The sequence below is a fragment of the Paraburkholderia sp. genome (assembly GCF_036488505.1).
Lineage (GTDB): Bacteria > Pseudomonadota > Gammaproteobacteria > Burkholderiales > Burkholderiaceae > Paraburkholderia.
In genome coordinates this window covers 1-18,126 of record NZ_DASXHN010000398.1, presented here as the reverse complement: position 1 = coordinate 18,126, position 18,126 = coordinate 1, and the positions used below count along the sequence as shown (strand labels likewise).

General features: G+C 65.6%; 16 protein-coding genes. 7 read left to right on the top strand and 9 right to left on the bottom strand.

The genetic code is table 11. The features are described 5' to 3' along the window. The first annotated feature begins 375 nt into the window (after positions 1-375). Positions 376-1,332, top strand: a complete 957-nt coding sequence (locus tag VGH68_RS23100; protein ID WP_331606031.1) for a LysR family transcriptional regulator — start codon at positions 376-378, stop codon at positions 1,330-1,332. A 69-nt stretch (positions 1,333-1,401) separates the two neighbouring features. Here VGH68_RS23100 and VGH68_RS23095 read toward each other — a convergent pair whose 3' ends face one another. From VGH68_RS23095 to VGH68_RS23070, 6 genes are all read right to left on the bottom strand, one after another. Beyond that, a complete protein-coding gene (locus VGH68_RS23095; protein ID WP_331606029.1) occupies positions 1,402-2,547 on the bottom strand; it encodes a nucleoside hydrolase in 1,146 nt (381 codons plus the stop codon). Between the two features lie 109 nt (positions 2,548-2,656). Further along, the gene (zwf, locus tag VGH68_RS23090) at positions 2,657-4,138 is read right to left on the bottom strand and encodes a glucose-6-phosphate dehydrogenase (RefSeq protein WP_331606028.1); all 1,482 of its coding nucleotides are present in this window, start codon (positions 4,136-4,138) and stop codon (positions 2,657-2,659) included. A gap of 357 nt (positions 4,139-4,495) precedes the next feature. After that, entirely contained in the window at positions 4,496-5,428 is a 933-nt protein-coding gene (gene lhpI / locus VGH68_RS23085; RefSeq protein WP_331606027.1) for a bifunctional Delta(1)-pyrroline-2-carboxylate/Delta(1)-piperideine-2-carboxylate reductase, read from the bottom strand. A 300-nt stretch (positions 5,429-5,728) separates the two neighbouring features. Continuing rightward, positions 5,729-5,977, bottom strand: a complete 249-nt coding sequence (locus VGH68_RS23080; RefSeq protein WP_331606030.1) for a hypothetical protein — start codon at positions 5,975-5,977, stop codon at positions 5,729-5,731. Positions 5,978-6,036: 59 nt separating this feature from the next. Further along, positions 6,037-6,678 (bottom strand): C39 family peptidase, encoded by a 642-nt coding sequence (locus tag VGH68_RS23075; protein WP_331606026.1) that lies wholly within the window; start codon positions 6,676-6,678, stop codon positions 6,037-6,039. 53 nt (positions 6,679-6,731) lie between these two features. Beyond that, entirely contained in the window at positions 6,732-8,072 is a 1,341-nt protein-coding gene (locus VGH68_RS23070; protein WP_331606025.1) for an FAD-binding oxidoreductase, read from the bottom strand. A 223-nt stretch (positions 8,073-8,295) separates the two neighbouring features. Between VGH68_RS23070 and VGH68_RS23065 the strand changes: the two genes are divergently transcribed. The 3 genes from VGH68_RS23065 (at position 8,296) to VGH68_RS23055 (ending at position 11,087) form a co-directional block, all read left to right on the top strand. Further along, positions 8,296-8,550: a helix-turn-helix transcriptional regulator gene (locus VGH68_RS23065; RefSeq protein WP_331606024.1), complete on the top strand. Its 255-nt coding sequence runs from the start codon at positions 8,296-8,298 to the stop codon at positions 8,548-8,550. Position 8,551: 1 nt separating this feature from the next. Next, positions 8,552-9,892: a type II toxin-antitoxin system HipA family toxin gene (locus tag VGH68_RS23060; RefSeq protein WP_331606023.1), complete on the top strand. Its 1,341-nt coding sequence runs from the start codon at positions 8,552-8,554 to the stop codon at positions 9,890-9,892. A 340-nt stretch (positions 9,893-10,232) separates the two neighbouring features. Further along, the gene (locus VGH68_RS23055; protein WP_331606022.1) at positions 10,233-11,087 is read left to right on the top strand and encodes a helix-turn-helix domain-containing protein; all 855 of its coding nucleotides are present in this window, start codon (positions 10,233-10,235) and stop codon (positions 11,085-11,087) included. A gap of 36 nt (positions 11,088-11,123) precedes the next feature. On the opposite strand, the gene VGH68_RS23050 is transcribed toward VGH68_RS23055, so the two are convergent. Both VGH68_RS23050 and VGH68_RS23045 read right to left on the bottom strand, forming a co-directional pair. After that, complete coding sequence (locus VGH68_RS23050; protein WP_331606021.1) at positions 11,124-12,965, bottom strand: ATP-binding response regulator; 1,842 nt, start codon at positions 12,963-12,965, stop codon at positions 11,124-11,126. Beyond that, positions 12,935-13,486, bottom strand: coding sequence for a molybdopterin-dependent oxidoreductase (locus tag VGH68_RS23045; protein WP_331606020.1), 552 nt, complete (start codon positions 13,484-13,486; stop codon positions 12,935-12,937). The genes VGH68_RS23050 and VGH68_RS23045 overlap by 31 nt, the downstream gene beginning before the upstream one ends. Before the next feature lie 296 nt (positions 13,487-13,782). Between VGH68_RS23045 and VGH68_RS23040 the strand changes: the two genes are divergently transcribed. Continuing rightward, a complete protein-coding gene (locus VGH68_RS23040; protein WP_331606019.1) occupies positions 13,783-14,730 on the top strand; it encodes a phosphoribosyltransferase in 948 nt (315 codons plus the stop codon). Positions 14,731-14,915: 185 nt separating this feature from the next. Here the strand turns inward: VGH68_RS23040 and VGH68_RS23035 are convergent, their stop codons facing one another. Beyond that, positions 14,916-16,583, bottom strand: coding sequence for an ATP-dependent helicase (locus VGH68_RS23035; RefSeq protein ID WP_331606018.1), 1,668 nt, complete (start codon positions 16,581-16,583; stop codon positions 14,916-14,918). A gap of 249 nt (positions 16,584-16,832) precedes the next feature. Here VGH68_RS23035 and VGH68_RS23030 point away from each other — a divergent pair, with 249 nt between their 5' ends. Further along, positions 16,833-17,459, top strand: coding sequence for a glutathione S-transferase family protein (locus tag VGH68_RS23030; RefSeq protein WP_331606017.1), 627 nt, complete (start codon positions 16,833-16,835; stop codon positions 17,457-17,459). 230 nt (positions 17,460-17,689) lie between these two features. Next, positions 17,690-18,126, top strand: a 437-nt coding sequence (locus VGH68_RS23025; protein ID WP_331606016.1) for a Fur family transcriptional regulator, incomplete at its 3' end; no start/stop codon positions are given.

The following is an 18,126-nucleotide window of genomic DNA, read 5'->3' as shown; positions in this document are numbered from 1 at the left end:
TCCGGTGAGCGCGCAGCGCGAGGCGGGAGGAATGACGGCCTTGTCACGAGCGTCGAGTGTGCGAGGGCACGGATTCCAGATGCACCACTGTCCCCTCCAAGCCAGGGGACCCGCTTAAGAATTAGCGGTTTGAAGCTGCTTTCTTTGCCTACTTTCTTTGCAGCCGCAAAGAAAGTAGGTGCCGCCCCGCACAGGGGCAACACAAATAGACCAATAAGAAAACAAGGAAAGGCCAACACCAAAAGAACAACGAAAAAAAGCCGCCGCCCCGCCGGGCCAAAAGAACCCCAATACGAAAAAACAACCCCCAAAAAAGCACCCGCCGCAGGCAACAAACCTTCCCCAAAAAAAACCACTTTAATTGGAGTTTGCCCCGTGATTGACAGAATAACTGCAATGCGCACATTCATCCGAATCGTGGACACAAACAGCTTCACCCGCGCAGCGGAATCCCTGCACATCCCGCGTGCGACAGCCACAACCATCGTCCAGAACCTGGAAGCGCTGCTAGGCACCGCCCTACTCGTGCGCACGACGCGGCGCCTGAGCGTCACGCCGGAAGGCGCCGCCTACTATGAACGTTGTGCGCAAATCCTCGCCGACATCGACGAAATGGAAGCCAGCATCCGGCATGCAACCGATAACCTGACCGGCCGCCTGCGCATCGAAATGCCCAGCGCCGTCGCCAGCGCTATCGTGCTGCCGGCACTCGACGACTTCCACGCCCGCTATCCGAACCTCGACCTCGCAATCGGTGTCAGCAACCGTACCGTCGATCTGATCTCCGAAGCAATCGACTGCAGCATCCAGCTCGGGGAATTGCCCGATTCGAATCTCGTCGCGCGACATCTCGGCACGCTCGAACACGTGACCTGCGCAAGTCCGGCGTATCTGGCCCGTCACGGCGCGCCCGCCGACCTCGACGATCTGCGCGCGCACGTCGCGGTCAATTGCATATCGCCGCATAGCGGCCGCGAATGCGACTTCGATTTTGAAGTGGATGGCGAAGCGCTCAGCGTCAAGCTCGAAGGCTTCGTTCAGGTCAGCGACGAACAGGCGTATCTGACCTGCGGCTTGCAAGGCCTCGGTCTGATTCAGCCCGCGCGGATCGCCGCACAGCCGTTTCTCGATTCAGGGCTGCTGCGCGAAGTACTGCCGCAATGGAAACCCGTGCCGATGCCAGTGTCAGTCGCGTACGTGAAAAACCGCCGCGTGTCGCCGCGCGTGCGCGCATTCGTCGACTGGCTCGCCGAGCTGTTTGAAAAAGCCGGGCACGTCGAGCAGGATCTGTCGCGCGTGCGTCAGTTGCTGCGTGGCCTGCATCCCGCTTAAAGCGGGAGCAGGCCCGCATGCTCATCACGCGTGCATCGCCGTCTCATCGCGCGCAACGATATGCGCACATCAGTGCGGTAGCTTGACCGGTACCGGCCGCGTCAGCAGATCCACGTAGAAATCGAAGAACGCCGGATTGTCGAAGCGCTTGACGATTGTCATCTTCCGCAGACCCGGCGGCGGCGCACTCGTGTAGCCAGTTGCCTTGCCGTCGTTGGCGCCGAAGCGGGTATCCACGTCCACCCACTCGTCGACCGTCTGCGTCGCAAACGATGGATGCATCAGATACGCGAGCGTCAGCGTGTCCCAGATGTTCGTCGTGTAGTTCGGGTTCGTCTCGAAACCATTCTTGCCGTCGAAACCATAGCCGTTCAGCGTCTTGAACAGTTGCGTGATGATGGTCTGCTTCGCCGGATCATGCGCAACCCGATCGTAGAGCGCCTTGTCCATCGGCACGGTATTGGTCACGTCGAGCGGAATCACCACCTGTTTGATCGGCAGACGCAACACCGTTTTCGCCGCTTCCGGATCGAACCACCAGTTGAATTCGGCGCTTCGCGTGGTATTGCCCGGTACGTCGATCGCGCCGCCCATGTAGATGATCTGCCTGATCAACGGCACGATCTCAGGATGCGCGCGCGTGGCCAAAGCGATGTTGGTCAGTGGACCGATCGCGAGTATCGTCACCTCGCCCGGATAGCGCTTCACCGACTCGACGATGAAATCCGCCGCGCTCTGGCTTTGCACCTTCGTATGCGTCGCGAAACCGTCCGGCGGCGCCACCAGGTCGCGATCCGATTTCGGCTCGGGCGTGTTCCAGGCACCGAGATAGCCGTCGCCGCTGGGGAATGCTTTCAGCTCCGCCTGAATCGTCGCGAAGTCGTGCGACAGCGCGTAATTAGCGCCTGCGTAGACGCCAATCTCGTTTTCGACGCCGAGGCGTTCGACCGATTTCAATGCATCGGCGACGCCCTGTTTCAACCATTGATTGCCGGACACGACCGTAATGCCAAGTACTTTCAGCGAGCCCTGCGCCTGCAATTGGGCTGCCATCACGCCAAGCTGGCCGTCGTCGCCGAGCGTGTTGTAGTCGCTGTCGATGATGACTTTCGGCGGACCGGCCGGAGCGTTGAGCGTGTTGCCACCGCAAGCGGCGAGCTCGACAACGGTTGCCACGCTTGCTACCCAGGTCAATGCCACGAGAAGTCGCCTCATCGGTGTCCCCTTACATGCCGCCGCGCCAGATCGGCTCAGCCTAACGCGAAGCGGCGCGCCGTCCTCAGGACGACACGCCGCTCGCGGCCTTGCTTCGGCAAGCTTCGATTTACTGCGACTCTTCCGCCCACACCGCGTTTTCACGCGCCATCAGCGCGGTCGATGCCGCCGGTCCAAAGGTGCCCGCCGAATAGGAACGCGGCCGCTCGCCGGACTTCGCCCAGCCATCCAGAATCGGCTCGGCCCACGCCCATGCCGCTTCGAGTTCGTCGCGGCGCATGAAGTGCGTAAGACGTCCGCGGATCACGTCGATCAGCAAACGCTCGTACGCCTCCGCGCGACGCTCGGTGAACGCCTGCTGCAAATCCAGATTCAGATTCACCGGCAACATGTGCATGCCGCTGCCCGGCTCCTTCGCGAGCATCTGCAACTGGATCGACTCCTCCGGCTGCAACTGGATCACGAGACGGTTGCCATAGTTGCGCCCGCCGCTCGGAATGATCGAGAACGGCAGATCGGAGAATTCGATCACGATCTCCGACAGCTTTTTCTGCATCCGCTTGCCGGTGCGCAGGAAGAACGGCACGTTGGCCCAGCGCCAGTTGTTGATGCGCGCGCGCAGCGCGACGAAGGTCTCCGCGCGGCTGCCGGGCGGCACGTTCTCTTCCTCGAGGTAGCCCTTGACCGCCTCGCCGTCGACCGCGCCGGCCGTGTACTGGCCGCGCACCGTATCGCGCGCGATGTCCTCGGGCGTCATCGGACGCAGCGAGCGCAGCACCTTGAGCTTTTCGTCGCGCACCGCATCCGGATCGAGCGACACCGGCGGCTCCATCGCGACGATGCACAGCAGTTGCAGCAAATGGTTCTGCACCATGTCGCGCAACGCGCCGGTCTTGTCGTAGAACCCCGCGCGGCTGCCCACGCCAACCGTTTCGGCCACCGTGATCTGCACGCTCTTGATGTACGGCGCCTGCCACAGCGGCCCGAAAATCGGATTGCCGAAGCGCAGCACCATCAGGTTCTGCACGGTTTCCTTGCCGAGATAGTGGTCGATCCGGTAGATCTGCGCTTCGTCGAAGTGCTTGCCGACCGCGGTGTTGATCTCCTGCGCGGACGCGAGGTCGTGACCGAGCGGCTTTTCGAGCACGACGCGCGAGTGCTCGTCGACGAGCCCCGCGCTCGACAGGTTGTCGCAGATGTGCATGAAGAGATCCGGCGACGTCGCCAGATAGAACACCCGGCGCACGCCGTCGCGCGACGCTTCCTTCAGGCGCAGATAGTCGTCGGGCGAATCGACGTCCATGCGCACGTATTCGAATAGCGCGAGAAATTTGTCCCATGCGGCCGCATCGAACGCCTTCTGTTCGATAAACGGCTTCGCCTTCTGCTCCATGAATTCGGCGATGTATTCGTCGCGCGACCACGGCTTGCGGCCAACCGTCAGGATGCGGGTGCCCGGTGGCAGATTGCAGTGCAGATGCGCCATGTAAAGCGCGGGCAGCAGCTTGCGGAACGACAGGTCGCCGGTACCGCCGAAGATGATCATGTCGAGCGGCAGGTCGGATGCAGCGGAAGCTTGTTGGGTCGTCATGGCACGGGTCGCAGCGTGTTGATGGAGATGGAATCGGGAGACGGCGTCGGTGGAGTTCGGCAGCCAGCCAGCGGGCATCGAGGCGAAGGCGAACGGGCGAAGAGCCCACGCCCGCGGCGGCGCTTTTTCCGGCAAACGCCTATGGTGCAACGTTTTCTGAGAGTTTGCACGGCAACATCTGCCGCAGCTTGGTGCAAGATGCCAATCGCGCGCGGCAGAGGTCTGTTTACTAGGGACTTTTGCCGACGATGGCCCGCGACGCGCACCGGGTTTGACGCGGCAACTCTGCGCAGCGCGCTCACCCACCCGCGGTATTTTCACGTACCCCTGCAGGCCATCAATCGGTCCGCGCGAACCTTAGCCGCCCGCCAACGCGTCGCGCGCCACCCGGCAGGCGGCCAGATCCCATGCCGCGCAGCCGACGCTCTTGAACACCACCGGCTCTTGCGGCGAAAGCGCCGCGTCCGCCAGCACATCGGCAATCCCGCCGACGCGCGTCCAGTCCACGCCCGCCTGGATGAAGTCACCGGCCTCGTGCTTCGCGCCGGCGAGATCGTCGACGAACAGCGCGCTGCCCTCGATCGTGTTCGCCCCGATTTCGACCATCTCCGGCGTAAATGCGCCGACGCCGATCACGAGCCGTGCGGCGCGCGCCGCTTCGTCGTAGACCGGCTGCCGGCTGGTGGTCAGCGCGATCACGACATCGATCGAAGCGGGGATCGGCGCGTCGCCGTCGGCGAGCGGCCGCAGCTCGCGGAGCTTGCGTTGCTGCGCTGTGCAGAACGCCCCGGCGCGCGCGGGCGTACTGCCCTGCACCCACACGCGCGCATCGGGATACAGCTCGCCGATCGCGTCGAGATGATTGAGCGCCTGCGTGCCGGTGCCGATCAGCAGGAATTCGTGCGGCGCGCGTGCGGCGAACGTTTCGACGCCGAGCATCGACATCGCCGCGGTACGGCGCCCGGTCACGGTCGGGCCGTCGAGCACGAACAGCGTCTCGCCGGTATCGGCGTCGAAGGCCATCACCTGGCCGTGGATCGTCGGCAGATTGCGCGCGCCGTTGCTCGCGCACACGTTGACGAGCTTGTGGATCGCGAGATCAGGCGCGGTGGCGGGCATCGACAGCATGATGCCGCCCGCGTTGAGCGGCACCACGAGGCGTTCCGGACTCGTGATGCGCTGCCGCGCGTACTCGATGCTCGCGCGTTTCAACGCCTCGACAAGCGCTGCGCATGGTATGAGCCGCGCGGTCGCGGCGGCATCGAAGATCTGCGTGATCGGGCGGGTCATGAGCGGGCTTTCCAGTCGTGGTGAGAGGTTGAGTCCGGCTGCTTTCGCGGTCGCTTGAAGCCACGTGCAACACGGGAGCCGTCCGGGCCCGCCGCCGGCTGTTGGCTCGCGAGCGGGCCGAAGGCGGATGGTCAATGGCGGGAGATGCGTCACCGTAACCGAGCGGCACGAAAATGACCAGCCGGGCGGCGCGGCTCAGGATGGACTGCGTGCCGCGGCGGCTTGCTGTGGTGCGTTGACGCGCCGCCTAGATGCGCCGCCCAGATGTGCCGCCTCGACCCGCTGCCTCGACGCGCCGCCTCACTGCGCCTGCTTCTTATCGCCGTTCCCGCCGTTCCTGAACATCGCGCGACACGCCGGGGTCAATTCGTCGATGTGCTGCTTCATGCACGCGGTGATTCTCTCCTTGTCCGGAATCTCGGTGACGCAGAAATGGATGGCATCACGGCGGCATGCGTGGGCCTGTTCATCGCGGGTCGCGCCATTCGCGTGAGCGATGGCGCCGAGTGCAACGAGGCCGGTGGCAAGCTGGCAGAAGACTCGATTCATGGCAAATCCGCTGGTCGACAATCGATAACAGCTGCGGCAGCAGAAACCGGGCCCGATCGCTAGACCAGCGCTGCGCCGCGACGGCTGAGCGTCATGCCGCGGCCCGCGTAAAACCGCGCGATCGTCGCGAACGGCAGATACACGTTGGCCTGATGCGGCACGACGCCCGACGGGTTATGAAACCACACGCCATGGCGGTCGCGGCCATGCAACAGGATCAGATGGCCACCCTGCCGCTGGTTCGGCCGCTGCGGATAGCGGATTTCGGCGCTCACCGACACGATCGCAAGCGTCCCGGCGTCGAGCCGCGCAGCGATGTGCTCGAGCGGCGCCTGCGGCACCACGTCGACATGAAGGCCGAACGCGCGCGCCGCCCAGTCGGCGAACGGCCGGTAGATCAGGCCATCGACGCCGCCGTCCTCGCGCATCCGGTAGACGCCGTGCCGCAGCGCGTCCTCGAGCAAGTCCGCGCGCGGCGCGTGGCCGATGCGCCAGTAATCGAGCGCCGATTCGAGACAGGTCAGCCCGCACAGCCGTTGCGCCCAGAAGCGGTAGCGCACGGGGTCGGCGAAACCGCTGCGCCGCCAATGCGGGTCGTCGCACGGGTCGCACTGGCGCTCGACGATATCGCGCACCCATTCGGGGCTGGCCCATTGCGTGTAGTACGGCACGTCGGCGTGGCGGAATATGGGTTCGTGCATCGCGTGTATGAGTCCTCGCGCTCAGGCGGTGGCGTCGGAAAGTGGTGGCGGCTTCATAGCATGCTGCGTGGCCGCTGCATCGTGCCGTCGAAGAAACGTTGCAAACGGAACGCCGACAGATCGAGCGACGCCGCGCCGCCATCGTTGATCTGCGCGAGCAGCTTGCCGACGATCGGCCCCATCGCGAAACCATGACCGCAAAAGCCGGTGGCGACTGTCAGGCCAGGGACTTGCGGCGGCGCATCGATCACCGGAATGCCGTCGGGCAGCACGTCGATCAGGCCGGCCCACGTCTCGACGACCTGCGCGTCCTTCAACGCCGGAAACAGCGCGCGCAGCTTTTGCAACGCACGCGGCGCATGGCCCGCGTTAGGCTGCGGCTGCGGGTCGCGCGGATGCAGCACTCGCTCGGCGTCGGCCGCGCCGCCCCGCAGACGCTCACGCAGATCGCGCAGACAGGCGCCGTTCAGATGGAAACTGAATTTGCCGCGCTGCTTCCACAGTTCGGGCAAATACCATTTAAGCGCGCGCAAATGGCCGAGCGTCATATCGACGTCGACCTGCATGTCGTCCGCGAGATTGATCGTGCCGTTCGCGCGCTGCCGCACGCCGAGCCCGTGCCCCCAGAAGGTCGACGCGGTGATCGGCGGTAGCGGATTGGTGCGCATGCAGGTGCCGCGCACTGCCTGCTGCGGCAGTTCGAGGCCCAGCGTGCGCAGCAGCCGCCAACTGCTCGCGCCGGCCACGCAGATGAAACGCGACGTGCGCACGGTGCCGCGCTCGGTGACGACGCCGGCGATCGCGCCGCCCGCGCGCTCGAGCGCGACTACCCCGCAGCCTTCGAAGAACAACGCGCCGGCTTCGGCGGCGCGCGCCGCGAACGCCGCCGCGGCGCGGCGCGGTTCGGCCTGGCCGTCGCTCGGCGTATACAGGCCGCCGAGCGCCGGGCCCCGCATGCCGGCGACGACCGTATCGATCTGCCGGCGATCGAGGGTGCGCGTGTCGAGCCCGTACTGGCGTGCGACGTCCATCCATTGCTGGAACGAGGCCCAGTCCTCTTCATCGGTCGCGACGTAGAGACAGCCGCCCTGGCGCCATTCGAGGTCGAAATTCAGTTCGCGCTCGAGTTCCTGCCACAACGGGATGCTCGCCATCATCAGCGGCACCTCGGCGGCTTCGCGGCCCTGCTGCCGCACGAATCCCCATGCGCGCGAGGACTGCTGGCCGGCGATGCGCGACTTGTCGAGCACGACCACCGACAGGCCACGGCGGGCCAGATAATAAGCCGCCGCGCAGCCCATGATGCCGGCGCCGGCGATCACGATATCGGCGTGGCTCGGGAACGGCTGGTCGGCGCGAGTGAAGTTCGAATGCAACGGGTAGGTGGTGGTCATCGGGCGCGCGCGTTTCGAAGATGCGCGTCATCTTCGCAGGCCGAAGGGGTGCTCCGCAACGTCGTCTGCCGCGAATTCCCGCGCCGCAGCAGTGCGGCGGCCACCGCAGGATCCCGCCGATTATTTGCCACACGGATATCCGCCAAATATTCGCCAAACGAATATTTGACGATTATCTGTGTGACGCATAAAATGCACTTATTCGTCTGGCGGATAATTCCCTATGCTCCATCTCATTGCAACTTCGAACCAGCTGGCCCAGCTGCTGGCCGCCAGCCGGCGGCAGGCCGGTCTGACGCAAGCCGAGGCGGCCGCGCGCATCGGCGTCAGCCAAAGCCGCATCTCGGCGCTCGAGACCGACGCTAGCGCGCTTACGCTGGTCCAGTTGCTGGCGCTGTGCGGCGCGTACGGCCTGCAGCTGCAGGTGCTCGACAAGCACCAGCCGGTTGCCGAGCCGGCGCCGATCGTCGAGTGGTGAGATGGCGCGGCTAACCTACTCACGGGCACTATCGGTATGGGCCAACGGAGAGCGCGTCGGCGTCTGGCGCCTGCCCGCGCGCGGCCCGATGACGTTCACCTACGACTCGCACTGGACCGCCTCGCCCGCCGGCCGGCCGCTGTCGCTGTCGTTGCCGTTCACGCCCGGCAACCTGCCGCACCGGGGACCACAAGTCCTCAACTATTTCGACAACCTGCTGCCGGACAGCGAGGTCATTCGCAAGCGCATCGCACAGCGCTATCAGACCGACACGCTCGACGCGTTCGATCTGCTGCGGGCCATCGGCCGCGATTGCGTCGGCGCGGTGCAACTGCTCGACGAAGATGAAGCGCCGGCCGGTGTCGACAGGATCGAGGGCACCCCGCTTTCGGACGATGAAATCGAGGCGCTGCTCGAGCACACGGCCGGCGGCCCGGCCTTCGGCGCGCCCGAGCGGGCCGACGACTTCCGCATCTCGCTGGCCGGCGCGCAGGAAAAAACCGCGCTGCTCTGGCACGACGGCAAATGGCAGCGGCCTCACGGCGCGACGCCCACCACGCATATTTTCAAGCTACCGCTCGGACTGGTCGGCAACCGGCTCGCCGATCTGAGCACGTCGGTGGAAAACGAGTGGCTGTGTCTGCGGATTCTGCGCGAATACGGGCTGCCGGTCGCGAACGCCGAAGTGCTCAGATTCGGCAAGCAGCGCGTGCTCGCGGTCGAGCGCTTCGACCGGCAGATGCATTCGAGCGGCAAATGGCTGTTGCGTCTGCCGCAGGAAGACTTCTGCCAGGTGTACGGCGTGCCGTCGCACCGCAAATACGAAAACGAGGGCGGCCCCGGTGTGCGCGAGCTCGCGCGGATCCTGCAGCAATCGGTCGATGCGCGCCAGGACATCGAAACGCTGCTCGCGAGCCAGGTGCTGTTCTGGATGCTGGCGGCGCCGGACGGCCACGCGAAGAACTTCAGCATCCGCCTGCTCGCGGGCGGGCGCTTCCGGCTCACGCCGCTGTACGACGTGATGTCGATCTGGCCAGTGGAAGGCAACGGCCCGAACCAGTGGTCGTGGTACAAGGCGCGGCTCGCGATGGGTATGTGGTCGCGTAGCAAGCACGACGCGTTTCGCGACGTGCAGCGGCGGCACTTCAACGCGATGGCGGTGAAATGCTCATACGGCGCCGACGCGGAGCGGCTGATCGAGCGGTTGATCGAACAGACGCCCGCAGTGATCGAGCAGGTCGCCGCGCAATTGCCGGAGCGCTTTCCGGGCAAGGTCGCGGAGCGGATCTTCAAGGGCCTGAAGGCCTCGGCGGCGAAGCTGGAGAAGATGCCGGCAAATTAGATTCGCGCCGCGGCGGCCGCGTGCGTCCGAGGCCGCTTCGCCGGCTGATTAGCCTTGCTCGCCGCTGGATTCGCGCATTCCCTACCGTTGCGCGGCCGTTTCGCCGGTAAAATGCCTTTAATGCGGAACGCATCAAAAATCGATGGCCCGGCCGTTAAGTACTTCCGACGGATGGCCGCGGCGGCGCTCTGACAAAAACGCGAACTGTCAATTTTTTTACGGTAGATTTGCTGTCCTCCCGTGCCGGCGATCGATGTGCGTTGCATGCGCACGGCCGCGCCGCGCCTGACGCATCGCGCTCCCCTCGTATCCCTTAAAAGACGGCGGATTCTGAAGCAGTATGGGCAACGAAACACACTCACCGGACTCCATCGCGGTTGCCGAGCGCGTGCGCGAGTTGATGAGCCGGCATGGAATCGGCAAGCGTCAGCAAACCACGGAGCTGTGCCGCATCCTCGACCTGAGCTTTTCCCAGGGGCATCGCAAGCTGCGCGGCAATAGTCCCTGGACCTTGTCGCAGATCAAGAAGGTCGCCGAGGTGTTCGACGAACCGGCGGCGCAGCTGTTCGGCGCGCAATCGCTCGATCCGGGCGTCGTCGGCGCGGTCGCCCAGGATGCGGTGTTCTGTATCGGCGCCACCGAGATCGCGTGCACCGCGTGGGTCGGCGCCGCGCTCGAAGCGGGCAGCCGCCCCGAATTCGTCGCGTATTCGCGGCTTGGCCAGTGGCGCGTCGCGCGCCACGACGGCGCGCTGTACCAGAGCGCGTACGAGGTCCACAAGATCGAAATTTATCCGCGCCGAGCCGAAACCGACAAACCGACTATCGCGGTCGTCGACGACGATCAGGCGAGCGCCGACAACCTGCGCGACTATCTGGAGCGCAGCGGCTTCGCGGCAGTCGCGATTTACGGGCTCACGGCCTTCACCGAGCAGTTGCAGACCCTCGTGTTCGACGGCGTGATCATCGACTGGCTGTTCGGCGCGCAGACGTCGGCGGACGCGATTCGCGCGGTGCGCGCGTCGGAGAACCCGGATGCGCCGATCTTCGTGCTGACCGGCGAGCTGCTGACCGGCAAGGCCAGCGAATCCGAGATCAGCGAAGTGATCCGCGACTACGACGTCGCATGCTATGAGAAGCCCGCGCGGATGGCGATTCTGGTGGCCGATCTGTCGAAACGGCTAAATCGGCCTTGATGCGTCGGCCTTGATGCGCCGCCCGCCCGGCCGCCGTCATCCCGCTGTGTGCCGCTCCGCCAGCGCCCGCTGCAGCGCGGCCTTCAGATCTTCGTAATGTACCGGCTTCAATAGCGCGTCGAAAAACGCCGGCGCGCCACTCTGCCCTTCCTGCACCACCTCCGGCGCATACGCGCTCACCACGATCACCGGCACGCCCGCCGACGGTCCGCCGCGCGTCGCGAAGTCCGCGAGAAACGTATAGCCGTCGCGCTCGGGCATATGCAGATCCAGCAGCACCACGTCGCAGTGATGCGTGTCGAGCCACGCGAGCGCGTCGTCGGCATTGCCGAGCGCATACGCGTCGAAGCCCATATGCAAGACCATTTCGCTGAGCGACTCGCGAATCAGCCGGTTGTCGTCGATGATCAGCACGCACGGCCGCGCGCCGCCTGGCTCGGCGAGCGCCGCGACGCCGGGCGGCGCGACGGCCGCGACCGGCACGACCGGAATCGTCACCGTGAAGGTGGTGCCCTCGCCAACCGTGCTGGCGACGTCGACCGTGCCGCCGAACAGTTTGACGAGCCCCTGCACGATCGTGAGCCCCATGCCCGCGCCTTCGAAACGGCGCGTGCGCGACGCGTCGAGCTGCGTGAACTCCTCGAAGATCAGCGGAATCTGTGCTTGCGGCACGCCCGGCCCCGTATCGCTGACGATGAAGATCAACAGCGCCGGCTGCTGCCGCAACTCGATCCGCACGGTGCCGGTCTCGGTATAGCGGATCGCGTTGGTCACCAGGTTGTTGACGATCTGCCGGATCCGGTGCGGGTCCGACTCCACGAGCCCGCTGACGCCGCTCGCCACGCTTTCGAGCTTGAGCCGGCGCGCCTCGGCGGCCATCGTATGCTCGTCGACGATCGACGCGAGCAGTTCGCGCGGCTCGACATGCTCGTGGCGCAGTTCGAGCTTGCCGGCGCCCAGCCGTGCGTAGTCGGTCAGGTCCTTCATCTGCGCCTCGAGATGGCGCGCGGCGGTCTCCAGCCGCTGGATCACCTTGCGGTCGGCCTCCGAGTGATAGTTAAAGCCCAGCAGTTCCACCGACGACAGAATCGCGTGCAGCGGCGTGCGCAGTTCGTGGCCGATCATGCCGAGAAACGCGTCCTTCGCGAGACTGGCCTCGCGCGCCGCGCGGCTCGCCAGATGCTCGGCGTCGAGCGCCGCGCGCTGCTGACGCATGAGCCGCGTGCGGCGCCGGCCATTGAGCACCAGCAGCAGCGTGGCCGCCGCCGACAGCAGCAGCAGCAACAGGCCGCCCGCGAACAGCATGCGGCGCTTGTCGATGAAATCGCGGTTCATCGCCTCGCGATCGGCGACGTCGGCGAAACGGCGCGACAGCGCGAGGTCGTTGACCTCGCCCCAGTGTTCGCGCATCTGCGCGACGATCTGCTCGCCGCGGCTTCGATCCTTTGGCAACTCGTCTATCTCGGGCTGGATGTGGTCAAGCAGATGATCCAACGAGCGGATCTCGTCGAGCTGCCGCTGCAGCAGCGCGAGTTGCGTGGAGAGCCGGTGCGTCGAGCCGGCCATCACGTGCAGCTTCGACTGCAGCAACTGAAAGCGCAGCTGCAGCCGCTGATAATCGTTGTCTGCGCCGGACTGATACTGCAGCAGCTGGTTTTCGAAGCGAGCATAGGCGATCTGCAGCTGCGCGGCGTCCCAGTAGAAGCCGTCGTAAGTGCCGGTCAGCTGCTCGGTGGCGCGCGGGTTCAGCAGGCTCGCGTACAGCAGATAGCCAATCGCGCCGGCCGGCGCCGCGAGCGCGGTCAGCCAGATCAGCACATGCAGCACGCGGCGCCATGGACGGCGCGCTAGCGGACGATGAGGGCCTTGATCTGCCATACGAATTTCGAGTCGCCAATCGCACCCGTCAGTTCATCTGGAAACGCGTCGCGCGGATAGATCAGGAACAGCGGTCCGAAATCGCTGAGTTTCAGGCGCTGGCCGTTCATGCTGTATGCGACGATCACGCCGTAGCGCTCGCTGTCGGACACCGGCACGGTGTACGTGTAGTCGTCGAAGGTGTGGAACTCGACCTCGGTGCCGTATGCGCCGACCGTCTTCAGAATATCGCTGAGCAGCGGCCCCGTGAAGGTGGAGCGCGGTGTCCAGGTGGTCGCGGTCGTAATGGAGTGGACCGGCAACGCAAGCAGCTGCGCGTCGCTGAAATGATAGACGCGGTGCCCGGCATCGTTGGTGTTGGCGATCTTGCCACGCACGTCGAGCGCTAGCGGCGGCACCGCATGGGCCGCCGGCTGCGCGTGCGCGAAACAGGCGGCCAGCGCGAGCAGCAGACTCATCATCCAGCGCGCCCGCCCGGCGACGCCGGAACCGCCACGCAGCGTTGCTATCACGTTGGCCATTTATTTTTTATCCGTTTTCTCATTGATCCACGCGACTGGCGGCTAATGCCGCCGACTCAGCGCCGCTGGGCGCGGCGCGGCTTCACGCTTCCCGCGCGGGTCAACCGCGCGCGACCCCGGCACGCGATCGACGACCCGCATGCATAATATCGCCAAAATCCAACGTCTCAAAAGCGGGGCTCCGCCAGGTCGCGCGAGCGCATGAGCGCGCGATCACCGTTGCGACAGCGTTGCCACCCCATCGTCCGCCCTCGCGGACATTCTCCACCACGCGCCGCCTCGCGACTCGAACCATCATGAACAAGCCGGTTCTGCCCCTGACGTACGAACAGCTCGATCACTGGATCGAATCGCTGCAACCCGCGTTGCTCGCCGAGCGTTTCACGATGGCGCTCGGCATCTTGCGCGGTGGCGCGCCGCTCGCGCTGATGGTGTCGCACGCGATCGGCACGCCGGTCGCGTTTCTGCGTTATGAGCGCGGCTCGCGCACGGTCGCATGGGATTCGACGCTGCCGGTTCCGCCCGCGGGATCCAAAGTGCTGTTGTGCGAGGACATCGCTGGACGGGGTTTCACGCTCGCCGATTGCATCGCGTTCCTGAGCGGCCATGGGCTCGAGGTCAAAACACTGACCGGCGCGCTCGATGATCTGAGCCGCGTGCAGCCGGACTACGCGATCGACGCGCGCGGCTATTTCGCGCTATTTCCGTGGGAGCGCCAGGCGCACACCGAGCGTTACCGCGACGACTGGGCGCGCGTCGAAGCCGGCGCCGCTCCGGCGATGGCCGCCGACCACGAGTACGCAACGTATGCGATCGATCTCGACGGCATCCTGCTGCCCGACGTGCCGCTCGCCCGCTACGACGCGGACCTCGATGCCGCGCTCGCCGAACGCGACGCGCTGTCGCCGTTCGAGGTGCTGCCCGGCATCGACCTACAGCGCGTGCGCACGATCATCACCGGCCGCCCGGAGACCGATCGCGCGCGTACCGAGGCGTGGCTCGCGCGCCACGGCTTTGGTCACATGCAACCGGTGATGCGCGCGCCCGGCACGCACGACGACAGCGCCACAGGCGCCGCCGCGCACAAGGCCGGCGCGGCGTTGCGCGGCGGTGTTACGCACTTTGTCGAAAGCGATCCGGTGCAGGCGCTGCTGATCGCGCAGCAGGCGCCGCTGTTGCGCGTGATCTGGTGGGACGCGGCGACTCGTACCGGGATGCTGGTGGGCGCGCGAGCGTGGCATTGACGCTGTGCGTACTGCAAGCGTGTGAGCTGGCGCAAGCGCTGATGCCAGGCGTCAAGCGCGGGCCTGGTATGCTCGGTATGCGCTGAAGACAGTTGCGGCGCCGGCATCGTCCGAACGTGCGCCACAAGCACCACCAGCACCAGGCGCCCTACGTGCGCCGGCGCTCCATTCGACGGTTGCGCCCCCTACTTCTCCTTGCCTTCACGCAACTGCAAATGCTGCGCGGCGCGCTGCGACGCGACGACGATCAGCTTCATCGTCGCGCGTGTCGCTCCGACGAACAGCTTGCGCGCGATGCGCTCGTCGAACGACTCGAAATCGATTTCCGTAAAGATCACGCACGGCGCCGCCTGCCCCTTGAAGCGATAAATCGACTCGAACAGTACGTCGCCGTCGCGATACTCCGGGTTGCCGAACAGATCGTATTTGCCGGTAAAGCTGCGCAGCCGATGCGGCCCGAGATGGTCGAGCGCGCTCATCGCCGAGCCCTCACGGCCGCGAAACGACAGCACCGCGATGTCCTGCTTGCGAAAGCCGAGCGACAGCGCATGAGTGATCGCGCGCTTGGTCGCGTCGATGCTGCTTTCGGGGCCTTGCGCTTCGTCGTAGATGGACGACGAAATGTCGGAGCCGTCGAACGGACTGCCCGACGCGAGCGTCGCCGCCAGCGGCACCGAGCCGCCGAGCACGTCGCGCAGATAGTCGAGGATGTCGCGCGGGCTGCGGTAGTTGGTGGTCTCCTTCAACGTGGTCCAGCCCGGCAGCGCGGCCGGCTCGCGCATATACAGGTTCTGCAGCGGATCCTCGAGCCACCACCACGCGCCGCCGGGCCGCAACAGCCGCTCGAGCGCGGCGACCCATGGCTGCTGGAAGTCTTGTCCTTCGTCGACGATCAATACGTCGAATTGCCAGTGCGGCTCGATGGGCGTGTCGGCGAATACGCTTTCCAGCTGGTCGAATACCTGTGCCGACTCGAAATCGGGCGCGCGGCCCGCGTCGCGCGCAATCCAGTCGCATAGCTGATGGTAGTTCGCGACTTTCGCCTCCGCCGGCGCGACCCGCGCGATGTGATCGGCGAGCGGGCGGTTGAAGCACACGTACAACGGCCGCGCGCCGCGCGCGACCGCGTCCTTCATCACCTGCACCGCGAGCTGCGTCTTGCCGGAGCCGGCAGTGCCGATCACGCGCAGGCGGAACGGCGCGAATTCGAGCCGCCGCGCCCAAGTCGCGAGTCCGCCGGAAAGACGCGTGACGAGCGTGCCGGCCTGACCGACGAGCGCGCTCGTGTCGGGCGCGAGCGCCAGTTCGTCGGCGAGAAAGTGGTGGACTTTCGACGCGCAGGCAAGCCGCGGCTCGCCGGCCGGCAGCGCGTCGCGGATCACCGCCGCGAGCTGGTCGCGCCGCGTCGCGTCGACGATACGAGCCGGATTCACACCAGCGATCGCCGCGTCCTTGACGATATGATCGGGACAGTACAGCAACTCCTCGATGAAGTAGGTGCCCGCGCCGAACGCCGCGGTAAAGCGCCGATGCAGACCTTCGATCGTATGCGCGAGTGCGATCGCGACATTGCGTTCCGTTTGCAGATAGACCTTGACAAGCCCCTTCGGCGTTTCGCGCAGAAAGCCGGTTTTCTGCTCGATGATCATCACCCGCCCCGCCGGGCTCACGATCACGAAATCGGCCTCGCCGAACACCGAGAAGTTCTGGTTCAGACGCGTCCAGTGCACGCCGTGGTAGACCGTGTAGTCGGCGGGCAGCGCCTTTTCCAGCAGCGCCAGCGTTTCGCGTTCGCGCGCCGCCGCGCCGGTCGCTTCGAGGCTTTTCCAGTCGTCGGGAACAATGCGGGCCATGCGGTGCCTCAACGGGTTGGGATGCGTGTTTCAGATCCGCGAATGCAGCCGCGCGTCATCAGAGTGCGGTCATTGTACGCAACGACGTATCGCGCTGGCGGCGCGGCGGCCCGGCGCGCGCGGTGGCGCGATGCGGTGTCGCGGCACCTGTGGCGTGACGCGCAAAGCAGCGCGCATCGTGTATCGTTACTGGCTCGACGCCGCGCGCCGTGCGCGGCTTGCAAACCATAAAAGAAGGAAATCTACCGGATGATTACGATTTGGGGACGTGCCAATTCGGTCAACGTCCAGAAAGTCTTGTGGTGCTGCGACGAGCTCGTACTGCCCTTCGAGCGCATCGACGCCGGTCTGCAATACGGCCGCAACAATGAACCCCAATACCTCGCGATGAACCCGACCGGCAAGATTCCGACGCTGGTCGACGACGACTTCGTGCTGTGGGAATCCAACTCGATCCTGCGCTACCTCGCAATGCAATACGGCGAATCGAGCCTGCTGTATCCGGACGGTCCGAAACTGCGCGCGAGCATCAACCGCTGGCTGGACTGGTCGCTGTCGACGCTGCAGCCCACCGAGCGGCCGGTGTTCTGGACGCTGGTGCGCACGCCCGAAGCCGAGCGCGATACCGTCAAGCTCGCCGCCGATATCGCCGCGGTGACCCGGCTGTGGCGCCTGGTGGACGCCCATCTGCAAGGGCGCTTCTTTTTCGAAGGCGACAAGTTTTCGCTTGCCGACATCGTGATCGGCGCGTACGCGAAGCGCTGGTTCGGGCTCGATGGCGTCGAGCGCGCGCCACTGCCGAATCTGGAGCGCTGGTATTCGCGGATCGCAACCCGCTCGGGGTTCAAGAAGTATGTGGATTTTCCGTTGACATAACGGTTGTTGCTTCGGCGGCTTTGACGAGTGGCTCGATGAGTGGATTGGCTCTCCGCCCGGCTTGCCGCGCCGGTTACCGGTTGGCGACCCGGCCGCAGGTCCCCGTTGCCGATTCGAATGCCGCGGCTCACGCGTACGCCGCTGCCGGCGGGTGCACGGGCCATCGACTCTGGCTGCCTGAATCCCGGCCCACTGCGGCGGCGCCGCGCGCGGCCCTCTATAATCGACGCATGAAGACCGCCAAGCCCGCCAAACCAGCCGCGACCGGCCACCCGGCCATTCCCCCCGCTTCCGCCGATGCGCACGCCGGTCATGAGGATCACGGTGCGCATGATGCCGCGCCTGCGCACCGTGCATCGCAGGAAGCCGCTCTGGCACTCGCCGACGAATATTGCCGCGAACGCGGCGAAAAGCTCACGCCGATCCGGCGCAAGGTGCTTGAACTGCTGCTGAATTCCGGGCGCGCGACCAAGGCCTATTCGCTACTCGACGAGATGCGCCACATCCACCCGGGTTCCGCGCCACCCACCGTCTACCGCGCGCTCGACTTTCTGCTGTCAGCCGGCCTCGTGCACCGGATCGAATCGATCAACGCGTTCACCGTGTGCCACGATCTGACGCAATGTCAGCACGGCATCCTCGTCGTGTGTCAGCAATGCGGCACGGT

Coding starts and splice junctions, on each gene's coding strand:
- VGH68_RS23070 (WP_331606025.1), bottom strand. CDS start 8,072: ATGACCACCACCTACCCGTTGCATTCGAACTTCACTCGCGCCGACCAG.
- VGH68_RS23040 (WP_331606019.1), top strand. CDS start 13,783: ATGAACAAGCCGGTTCTGCCCCTGACGTACGAACAGCTCGATCACTGG.
- VGH68_RS23065 (WP_331606024.1), top strand. CDS start 8,296: ATGCTCCATCTCATTGCAACTTCGAACCAGCTGGCCCAGCTGCTGGCC.
- VGH68_RS23055 (WP_331606022.1), top strand. CDS start 10,233: ATGGGCAACGAAACACACTCACCGGACTCCATCGCGGTTGCCGAGCGC.
- VGH68_RS23075 (WP_331606026.1), bottom strand. CDS start 6,678: ATGCACGAACCCATATTCCGCCACGCCGACGTGCCGTACTACACGCAA.
- VGH68_RS23050 (WP_331606021.1), bottom strand. CDS start 12,965: ATGGCAGATCAAGGCCCTCATCGTCCGCTAGCGCGCCGTCCATGGCGC.
- VGH68_RS23060 (WP_331606023.1), top strand. CDS start 8,552: ATGGCGCGGCTAACCTACTCACGGGCACTATCGGTATGGGCCAACGGA.
- zwf (WP_331606028.1), bottom strand. CDS start 4,138: ATGACGACCCAACAAGCTTCCGCTGCATCCGACCTGCCGCTCGACATG.
- VGH68_RS23030 (WP_331606017.1), top strand. CDS start 16,833: ATGATTACGATTTGGGGACGTGCCAATTCGGTCAACGTCCAGAAAGTC.
- VGH68_RS23045 (WP_331606020.1), bottom strand. CDS start 13,486: ATGGCCAACGTGATAGCAACGCTGCGTGGCGGTTCCGGCGTCGCCGGG.
- VGH68_RS23080 (WP_331606030.1), bottom strand. CDS start 5,977: ATGAATCGAGTCTTCTGCCAGCTTGCCACCGGCCTCGTTGCACTCGGC.
- lhpI (WP_331606027.1), bottom strand. CDS start 5,428: ATGACCCGCCCGATCACGCAGATCTTCGATGCCGCCGCGACCGCGCGG.
- VGH68_RS23035 (WP_331606018.1), bottom strand. CDS start 16,583: ATGGCCCGCATTGTTCCCGACGACTGGAAAAGCCTCGAAGCGACCGGC.
- VGH68_RS23095 (WP_331606029.1), bottom strand. CDS start 2,547: ATGAGGCGACTTCTCGTGGCATTGACCTGGGTAGCAAGCGTGGCAACC.